The 6,412-nt window shown below is 37.7% G+C and carries 3 protein-coding genes and 2 rRNA genes (1 of these 5 running past the window's edge); all 5 read left to right on the top strand.

The window, feature by feature from the left end; all coding sequences use genetic code 11:
• Positions 1-53: ribosomal RNA gene (locus EG344_RS06065) — 23S ribosomal RNA — on the top strand (it extends 2,706 nt beyond the left edge of the window).
• Positions 54-198: 145 nt separating this feature from the next.
• Positions 199-306 (top strand): 5S ribosomal RNA (gene rrf, locus EG344_RS06060).
• A 430-nt stretch (positions 307-736) separates the two neighbouring features.
• Entirely contained in the window at positions 737-2,062 is a 1,326-nt protein-coding gene (locus EG344_RS06055; protein WP_123908710.1) for a sigma-54-dependent transcriptional regulator, read from the top strand.
• 436 nt (positions 2,063-2,498) lie between these two features.
• Positions 2,499-4,193 (top strand): potassium-transporting ATPase subunit KdpA, encoded by a 1,695-nt coding sequence (kdpA, locus tag EG344_RS06045; RefSeq protein ID WP_123908709.1) that lies wholly within the window; start codon positions 2,499-2,501, stop codon positions 4,191-4,193.
• 179 nt (positions 4,194-4,372) lie between these two features.
• The gene (kdpB, locus tag EG344_RS06040) at positions 4,373-6,412 is read left to right on the top strand and encodes a potassium-transporting ATPase subunit KdpB (RefSeq protein ID WP_123908708.1); all 2,040 of its coding nucleotides are present in this window, start codon (positions 4,373-4,375) and stop codon (positions 6,410-6,412) included.

Here is a 6,412-nt window from a genome sequence, read left to right as displayed (position 1 = left end):
AAAGACAGTAATGTCATAGCCGAGTAGTACTAATTACCCGTAGATTTATAGCCTGATATGGCGCACGAAAGTGCAGCAAGGTTAGCTCTTTGTGAAAGTTTTTATCGCTTAAAACAGATATCAGAGATTAGATCTCAGATATCAGACAAATTCGTCTGACATCTGATGTCTTGCATCTGACATCTTATATACAACCTTTAGGGTGGTTTTAGCGGTGGGGCTCACCTGTTCCCATTCCGAACACAGAAGTTAAGCCCACCAGCGCCGATGGTACTGCTAACGCGGGAGAGTAGGCCGCCGCCAGTTTTTATTTTATTTTTAAAAGTCTCATACAATTATGTATGAGACTTTTTTTTGCTCTATACTCCACAGCAAAACAAGAATCGATAAGTAATGGGTAATAAGCAATGAGTAATATCCCCACTTCTATTGAATATTGGCTGTATACAATACAAATAGTACTTAGATTTACTCAATATATTGGACATTACAGATTGCCCCATTATTGATTATTCATACCTCTTTCCTAGCCCTGATAGGAACGGTTACCCCGCAGCATGGGTTGGCCCTTGGGTTAGGCGTAGGGTAAGGTAAAGGCAACGGCGCGAGGAGTATGAGTGGATAGCAGGATTAAGCTCCTGAAAATAAAGGATTGGATGAAATTAATTTCCGCAATAAAGGGCCGTTACTCGAATAATTTCAATAAGTTTGTATTAGTTTTCCAAAAAGAATTATAATGTCAGGAAACATTCTGATCATCGATGATGAGATCAAGCTCCTTAAGTTATTAGGAATGATCCTTTCCCAAGAGAATTTTAACGTAAAAGAAGCTTCAACAGCCCGCTCGGCTATGACGATGTTGGAGCAGTATGATTTTGATGTTGTGCTAAGCGATGTCCGGTTACCTGATGCGTTTGGAGTAGACCTTATAAGGTCTATTAAAACAAAATATCCATATCTGGAAATTATTCTGATGACTGCATTTGGAAATATTACTGATGCTGTACAGGCTATGAAAAATGGAGCTTATGATTACCTGGTAAAAGGGGACGATAATGAGAAAATTATTCCTTTGGTGTATAAAGCACTGGAGAAAGTAAAAGATAATAAAACCAGAGTAGTTCAACCATCCTCATTATTAAAGGGTTTTGAGCAAATTATTGGTAGCTCCCCTTTGATTTTGCATGCTAAGAAATTAGCTGAAAAAGTTGCGCTAACAGATGCAACAGTACTTTTAACTGGTGAAACTGGGACTGGAAAAGAAGTTTTTGCCAATGCCATTCATGAAGGAAGTGAGAGAAAGAAAAATAGTTTTGTAGCAATTAATTGCTCTGCTTTTAGTAAAGAAATTCTTGAAAGTGAGCTTTTTGGACACAAAGAAGGTGCCTTTACCGGGGCAATAAAAGATAAGAAAGGATTGATTGAAGAAGCCAATGGCGGAACATTATTTTTGGATGAAATTGGTGAAATGCCCATAGAACTTCAGGCAAAATTGCTTAGGGTTCTTGAAACCGGGGAGTTTATCAAAATGGGGGAAACTAAGGTTTCCAAATCTGATTTCAGGCTCATTGCTGCTACCAATAGAAACCTGGAAAATGAAATAAGACAGGGAAATTTCAGGGAAGATCTCTATTTCAGACTGAATGTCTTTGAGATTACGCTTCCTGCTTTAAGAGAAAGAAAAGAGGATTTGAAAATGCTGGCTAAGAATTTTATTGATCTATTTTCAAATAAGTTGCATCTGGCTTCTATTCAGGTTTTGCCGGATTATTATAAAGCCCTTGAGAAAAATGAATGGAAAGGGAATATCAGAGAATTAAGGAATGCTATAGAGCGTAGCTTGATCCTAATGAATGATAATATTCTGGATATGGAAAGCCTTCCACATTATTCTGAAAAAACTGTTCAGGAGAGTGATTCTTTAAGTATGAGATCACTTGAAAAAATTCATATCCAAAAAGTATTGCAATATACAAAAGGTAATAAAGCAGAAGCGGCCAGACTCCTTGAAATAGGAATTGCTACGTTATACCGTAAACTCGACGAATACGGACTAAAATAAATCGTTTATCATTTTAATAAAGAGCCTATCATTTTGATAGGTTTTTTTGTTTTTATACAGATTGTATACTTGGTTTAATTATTTGTTTTATAGTGTGTTATGTGTTTTATTTAAGGATTGGACCTTCTTTTGGCATATAGTCATTGAATAAAATATTTAAAAATGACAATTTCAAAAAAAACGTTTAAAAAACGGGAGCATTCCACTTTTAGTTTGCTGATTGTATCGTATGTATTGTTTACCCTTTTAACCTTAATAATAAAGATATGATGCTGATAAGTTTAATTGTGCTCTTTGCAGTATTGTTTTGGCTTTTATATAAATCAGTTGAATTTTTTGATAGAATATAAATTATGTGGAGTTTATTTTTCCTTTCAGTACTTGCCTTTGTGTATATCTGTTATGTTTTAATGAAACCTGAAAAATTTTAGAGCTCATGAATACAGAAATTTTAGGCATCATAGCCATGTTTGCTATCACATTAGTTATCGGAATATTTTTAGGTAAATATATAGCTAATGTCTATGGATACAAAAAAACTTTTCTTGATCCGGTTTTTGGACCTATTGAAAAGTTAATTTATAAAATATCAGGGATCAATTCCAATCGCCAGATGAACTGGAAACAGAATATGTATGCGATGCTGGCGATTAATCTGGTTTGGTTTGTAATAGGCTTTATTCTCCTGATGACTCAGGCCTGGTTACCTTTGAATCCAGATGGGAACCCGAATATGTCACCTGATCTGGCTTTTAATACAACCATTTCATTTTTAGTGAACTGTAATTTACAGCATTATTCGGGAGAAACGGGAGTAAGCTATCTGAGCCAGCTTTACCTGATGTTTTTACAGTTTGTAACGGCTGCAACAGGAATGGCTGCTATGGCTGTTCTTTTTAAAGCCTTCAAAGAAAAAACAGCTACAGAACTTGGTAATTTCTATGATTATTTTACTAAGTCAATGATTCGGATTTTACTTCCGATCAGCGTAGTGGTCGCTTTAATTCTTTCTATCAACGGAAGTCCAATGACTTTCGAAGGAAAAGATCATATTACAACATTGGAAGGACAAAAAATAGAGGTCTCCAGAGGTCCTGTGGCTGCTTTTGTTGCCATTAAACATTTGGGAACCAATGGTGGAGGATTCTTCGGAGCCAATTCTGCTCACCCTCTTGAAAACCCTAACTATATAACAAATATGACGGAAATGGTCACTCAGATGATTATTCCTTTTGCATTGGTCTTTGCGCTAGGTTTTTATTTAAAGAAAAGAAAGTTATCATGGGTAATTTTTACCGTAATGACCGTTGGTTTTCTTGCACTTGCTATTCCGAATATCGTTAATGAAACTGGTGGTAATCCTTTGATTACAAAAATGGGAGCAGAGAGTAGCCTGGGGGCGATGGAAGGAAAGGAAATCCGTTTCGGAAGTGCGGCATCAGGATATTGGAGTATTGCCACAACAGTGATTTCTACCGGTTCGGTAAACTCTATGCACGACAGTACGATGCCTCTTTCAGGGATGAATGAACTTCTTGCCATGATGATTAACTGCTTTTACGGTGGTTGTGGTGTAGGGATTCTAAACTACTTTATCTTCATCATTCTCGCAGTATTTATCAGTGGTTTGATGGTAGGAAGAACTCCTGAGTTTATGGGGAAAAAGATTGAGGCCAAGGAAATGAAGATTGCAATGATTGTTGCCTTGTTCCACCCATTTTTAATTTTGGTGGGGACAGCTTTAACAGCTTACTTACCGGAATTTGGAGCCAAAACATTAAATAATCCGGGATTCCATGGATTCAGTGAAATGCTGTATGAATTTACTTCTTCTTCGGCCAACAATGGATCTGGATTTGAAGGGTTGGGAGATAATACCCCATGGTGGAATATTTCAACCGGAATTGTATTGCTGTTATCAAGATTTATCCCAATCATAGGACCGGTAGCCATTGCAGGTTTACTGGCTCAGAAAAAATTTATTCCGGAAAGTTCAGGAACATTAAAGACAGATACAGCAACATTTGGTTTTATGACCCTGGCGGTTATCTTACTTATTGCTGCATTGTCATTCTTCCCTGCGTTGACTCTGGGACCTATTGCAGAACAGATACAGTATTTCTCTAAATAAATTGTGAACATTAAAAATTAAAATCAATATTCAACCATTAAGGAAGCCGAATAGTTTAGAGAACTAGTCTAAAACTTACCGAAACGTTCACTCATAATATTATCCATTTCTACTCTCTATAATTGGGTTTACCTTGATGGTTATTATTGATTTATAATGATATAAACTCTTTCAAAAAAATGAAAAATCAATCACAAACATTGTTTCAAAAAGATTTGGTAAACGAAGCGATTAAACAGTCTTTCGTGAAACTGAATCCGAAAATTATGTTTAAAAATCCAGTTATGTTCCTGGTGGAGATCGGAACAGTGGTCATGTTTATAGTAAGCATGTTCAGCCTGACTGGTGATAAAACCCAGGGAAGTTTTTCTTATAATTTCCTGGTCTTCATCATCCTGTTTTTTACGGTATTATTTGCCAATTTTGCTGAAGCGATTGCTGAAGCCAGAGGAAAAGCACAGGCTGATACCCTGAGAAAAACCCGTGAAGAAACTCCTGCTAAGCTGGTTCTTGAAAATAAGCCAGGCTTTCAGGTGGAAACAGCCTTAAAAATGTCGGCTGAAATGAAGCTAGGCGATATTTTTCTTTGTGAAGCTGGAGATCAGATCCCGATGGATGGAGAAATCATTGAAGGTCTCGCTACCATTGATGAGTCTGCCATTACCGGAGAAAGTGCCCCGGTCATTCGGGAGGCAGGTGGAGATAAGAGCTCGGTGACTGGAGGTACAAAAGTACTTTCAGACAGAATTAAAGTAAAAGTAACTACCAAACCGGGAGAATCCTTTTTGGATAAAATGATTGCTCTTGTAGAAGGAGCTTCAAGACAGAAAACACCAAACGAAATCGCATTAACCATATTGTTAGCAGGGTTTACTCTTACTTTTATTATTGTTACCCTGACTTTAAAGCCTTTTGCAGACTATGCGCAGACTCCGATTACCATCGCAGCATTTATTTCACTTTTCGTATGCCTTATTCCGACAACTATTGGAGGTCTGCTTTCTGCCATCGGAATTGCAGGAATGGATAGAGCTTTAAGAGCGAATGTTATTACAAAAAGTGGGAAAGCAGTAGAAACAGCGGGTGATATTGATGTTTTACTACTTGATAAAACAGGTACTATTACTATTGGGAACCGTAAAGCGACTCAATTTCATCCGGCCAACGGAATTAAGATTGAAGAATTTATTAAAGCTTCTGCTCTGAGTTCGGTCGCAGATGAAACACCTGAGGGTAAATCGATTATAGAACTTAGCCAGCTGAAATCAGAAGACCTGCTGGTTCCTAATCCAACATACATTGATTTTACTGCTGAAACGAGAACTTCAGGGATTGATTTTGAGGAAACAAGAATCAGAAAAGGAGCTTATGACACAATTAAAAAACTGACTGAAAAAGCCGGGAATCTTTTCCCACAGGAAACCCAGGATGCGGTAACCAAAATCTCTGAAAATGGAGGAACTCCTTTGGTAGTGGCTGTCAATGAAAAAGTATGGGGAGTGATTGAACTGCAGGATATTATTAAAACCGGCATCCAGGAACGTTTCCAGAGATTGAGAAAAATGGGGGTAAAAACGGTAATGGTCACCGGAGACAACCCTTTAACCGCAAAATTTATCGCAGAAAAAGCAGGAGTAGATGATTTTATTGCCGAAGCCAAACCGGAAGATAAGATGAACTATATTAAAAAGGAACAGCAGGAAGGAAAACTGGTTGCAATGATGGGAGATGGAACGAATGATGCTCCGGCTTTGGCCCAGGCTGATGTGGGCGTAGCGATGAACAGTGGAACTCAGGCCGCGAAGGAAGCGGGAAACATGGTAGATCTTGATAATGACCCTACCAAACTGATCGAAATCGTAGAGATTGGAAAACAGTTACTGATGACCCGTGGAACCTTAACCACTTTCAGTATTGCCAATGATGTTGCTAAGTATTTTGCTATTATTCCAGCACTGTTTATCACGTTTATCCCATCGCTTCAGAAGCTTAATATCATGAATCTTCACAGTCCGGAAACAGCCATTTTATCAGCGGTTATTTTCAATGCAGTGATTATTCCTTTCCTGATTCCATTAGCATTGAAAGGAGTGGCGTATAAGCCAATTGGAGCCAGTGCATTATTGAGAAGAAATCTTTTGATCTATGGGTTAGGCGGTGTCATCGTTCCTTTCATTGGAATCAAAATTATTGATGTACTGATTAGTTTATTCTATTAA

Origin of the sequence: Chryseobacterium sp. G0162 (genome assembly GCF_003815715.1) — a bacterium.
Classification (GTDB): Bacteria; Bacteroidota; Bacteroidia; order Flavobacteriales; family Weeksellaceae; genus Chryseobacterium.
Note: the sequence above shows the minus strand (reverse complement) of the source record. Positions and strands in the feature narration are given on the sequence as shown.

Excerpts from the sequence above, each read along its gene's own strand:
- kdpA (WP_123908709.1), top strand. The coding sequence starts at position 2,499 with ATGAATACAGAAATTTTAGGCATCATAGCCATGTTTGCTATCACATTA.
- EG344_RS06055 (WP_123908710.1), top strand. The coding sequence starts at position 737 with ATGTCAGGAAACATTCTGATCATCGATGATGAGATCAAGCTCCTTAAG.
- kdpB (WP_123908708.1), top strand. The coding sequence starts at position 4,373 with ATGAAAAATCAATCACAAACATTGTTTCAAAAAGATTTGGTAAACGAA.